Raw genomic sequence first — 2,694 nt, 5'->3', positions numbered from 1 at the left:
CAGCGGCAGGTAGTGGCCCGACATGCGCAGCGTCACCCAGGCCAGCCCGAGCGCAGCGACGCTCGTCAGGGCCAGACCGGCCCACACGGTGAGCCACGGCGAGACGCCGTAGGTCAAGGTCAGATACGCGGCGGTATAGGCGCCGAGCCCCGGCAGCGCGCGCAGCCCCGCCTCCGTATCGGGAAACCGTCCGCCGTGATCGGCCACCACCGCGCGCGCCGCCTTCACCAGGTTGCGCGCCCGCGCGTAATAGCCGAGCCCGGCCCAGGCGGCCATCACCTCGCCCTCGTCCGCGGCGGCGAGGCTTGCGACATCGGGCCAGCGCGCGACCCACGCCACAAATCGCGGCCGCACCGTCGCGACCGTCGTCTGCTGGAGCATCACCTCCGACAGCCAGACGCGGTACGGGTCCGCCGCCTCGCCGGGGGCGCTGCGCCACGGCAGCACGCGGGCGTGCGCGTCGTAATAGCCGAGCAGCAGCGGCGCGATGTCGGCGAGCGGGACGGATGGACGCTTGAGCGGCACGCCCGCGCTATGGCATGGGGCCTGCGATGAGCAAGCGCGTGCCTCTCCAGACAACCAAGCCCGAACCCGTCCGCGCGAACCGCTCGCGCCAAGTGGCCGAGCTGCTGCCCGATATCGGCCGGGCGGCGTTCCGCCGCTTCGGCTTCGTGCAGGGCGCGGTGGTCAGCCGCTGGGCGGAGATCGCCGGCGCGAAGCTCGCCGGCGTCAGTCAGCCCGAATCGATCCGCTTCCCCGCCGGCAAGAAGGCGGACGGCGTGCTGACCCTGGTCGTGCGCGGCGCCCATGCGCCGATGATGCAGCATATCGTGCCCGAGCTGCTGGAGCGGGTGAACCGCTTCTTCGGCTATGCCGCGGTCGCGCGGATCGCGATCCGGCAGGGCGAGGTGGCGGGGCCGGTCCCCCGGCGATCCCCGCCGTCGCTGCGGGCGGCGCCTGCCGACATGCAGGGGTTCGAGCTTGGCGGCAGCCTGCGCGCGATCGCGGATCCCGAGCTGAAGGCCGTGCTGGAATCGCTCGCCGCCGGCGTCGCGGCGCAGTCGCCCGCCGCGCCGATCGCCGTTCCCGTGCTGGGTCGGGTGCGTTGATGCGGCGCATGGTCTACGCGGTGGTCGCGGGCGTGCTGGCGGGCGCGGTCGCCGCGGCGCCGGCGCGCGACTGGTCGCAGGTCGTCGGCCGCACCGCCGCGGGCACGGTGCTGGTCGGCAACCCCGCCGCGCCCGTCAAGCTAGTCGAGTACCTGAGCTACGTCTGCCCGCACTGCGCCGCCTTCACCGCCGCCGCCGCGCCGACGCTGCAGGCGCGATGGATCCGATCGGGATCGACCAGCCTGGAGGTCCGCCCGGCCGTGGGCCAGCCGCTCGACCTCGCCGCGGCGATGCTCGCGCGCTGCACGGGGCCGCGCTACCCCGCCTTCGCCGAGGCGGTGTTCGCGAGCCAGGCGCAATGGTTCGAGCGCGGCGCCGACTGGCAGCAGGCGAACGGCGCGCGGGTGAACCTGTATCCGGTGCTGGCGCGGCTGCGCGCGGCGGCCGACGGCGCCGGGCTCAGCGACATTGCGCGGACGGCCGGCGGCATGACCACGCCCGCGATCGACCGATGCTTCGCGACGGACGCCGAGCTGAACGCGGTCCTCGCCACCTCCACCCAGGCGATGGGCGCGATCGAGGGCACGCCCAGCTTTGTGCTGAACGGGCGCAAGGTCGGCAGCGCGACCTGGGCGAGCCTGGAACCCCAGCTCCGCGCCGCCGGCGCCCACTGATCCCCTCGGAGACCGACGCCATGACCTTTCGCACCACCCTAGCCTGCGCCGCGTTCGTGCTCGCCGCCGGTTGCGGCAAGGGACCGGACGTCACCAACGGCACCGTGCCCGTCGCGGCCGCCACCGGCGCCAGGCCCCCCGCCGGCCAGAAGTGGACCGACGTCGTGTCGCAGACCGCCGAGGGCGGCTATCGGATGGGCAACCCCGATGCGCCGCTGAAGCTCGTCGAATACGGCTCGCGCACCTGCCCCACCTGCGGCGCGTTCGGGCAGAGCGGCATGCGTCCGCTGGAGGACCGCTACGTCACCGGCGGCAAGGTCAGCTACGAGTTCCGCGACTTCATGGTCCACGCCCCCGACCTGGGCGTCGCGGTGCTGGGCCAGTGCGCGGGCGCGGCGCCGTTCTTCCCGCTGCTGGAGCAGATGTACCTTGGCCAGCCCGCGTTCCTCGACAAGCTGGAGGCCGCGAGCAAGGACCAGGCTTTCGTGACGAGGGTCCAGGCCCTCTCCCCCGTCCAGGCCACGACGATGTGGGTCGACCGGCTCGGCTATGTCGATTTCATGAAGCAGCACGGCATGACGGAGGTCCAGGCGCGCGCCTGCCTCGCGGACCCGAAGCGGATCGACGCGGTGACGGCGCTGACCAAGCGCGGCTCGGACGATCAGGAGATCAGCGGCACGCCGACCTTCATCCTTAACGGGCAGAAGCTCGACAACCAGGTGGTGTGGCCGCAGATCGAGCAGGCGCTGAAGGCGGCGGGCGCGTAAGGGAACAGCCCTCCGTCGTCGCCCCGGCGCCCGCCGGCGGGACGCAGGCTGACTAGAGCAGCGCCGCCAGGTCGACCGGCCGGCCCCGTCGGCGCAGTTCGACCGTCACCTGCGGCTCGTCCCCCGCCGGGGCGGTGCCGACCG

3 protein-coding genes and 1 pseudogene are annotated in these 2,694 nt (G+C 73.5%); 3 read left to right on the top strand and 1 reads right to left on the bottom strand.

Annotation, left to right across the window (positions count from 1 at the left end; translation table 11 throughout):
• Window positions 1–525 (bottom strand): annotated as a pseudogene (locus HUU95_RS13640) (hypothetical protein); the annotation flags it as partial.
• 14 nt (window positions 526–539) lie between these two features.
• Between HUU95_RS13640 and HUU95_RS13635 the strand changes: the two are divergent.
• The 3 genes from HUU95_RS13635 to HUU95_RS13625 are packed head-to-tail and all read left to right on the top strand — an operon-like array spanning window position 540 to window position 2,550.
• The gene (locus tag HUU95_RS13635; protein WP_174280601.1) at window positions 540–1,109 is read left to right on the top strand and encodes a DciA family protein; all 570 of its coding nucleotides are present in this window, start codon (window positions 540–542) and stop codon (window positions 1,107–1,109) included.
• An 8-nt stretch (window positions 1,110–1,117) separates the two neighbouring features.
• Window positions 1,118–1,783, top strand: coding sequence for a thioredoxin domain-containing protein (locus HUU95_RS13630; protein ID WP_174280600.1), 666 nt, complete (start codon window positions 1,118–1,120; stop codon window positions 1,781–1,783).
• Between the two features lie 20 nt (window positions 1,784–1,803).
• The gene (locus tag HUU95_RS13625) at window positions 1,804–2,550 is read left to right on the top strand and encodes a DsbA family protein (RefSeq protein ID WP_174280599.1); all 747 of its coding nucleotides are present in this window, start codon (window positions 1,804–1,806) and stop codon (window positions 2,548–2,550) included.
• The last annotated feature ends 144 nt before the right edge of the window (window positions 2,551–2,694 follow it).

Source organism: Sphingomonas bacterium, assembly GCF_903643065.1.
Taxonomy (GTDB): domain Bacteria; phylum Pseudomonadota; class Alphaproteobacteria; order Sphingomonadales; family Sphingomonadaceae; genus Sphingomonas.
Note: the sequence above shows the minus strand (reverse complement) of the source record. Positions and strands in the feature narration are given on the sequence as shown.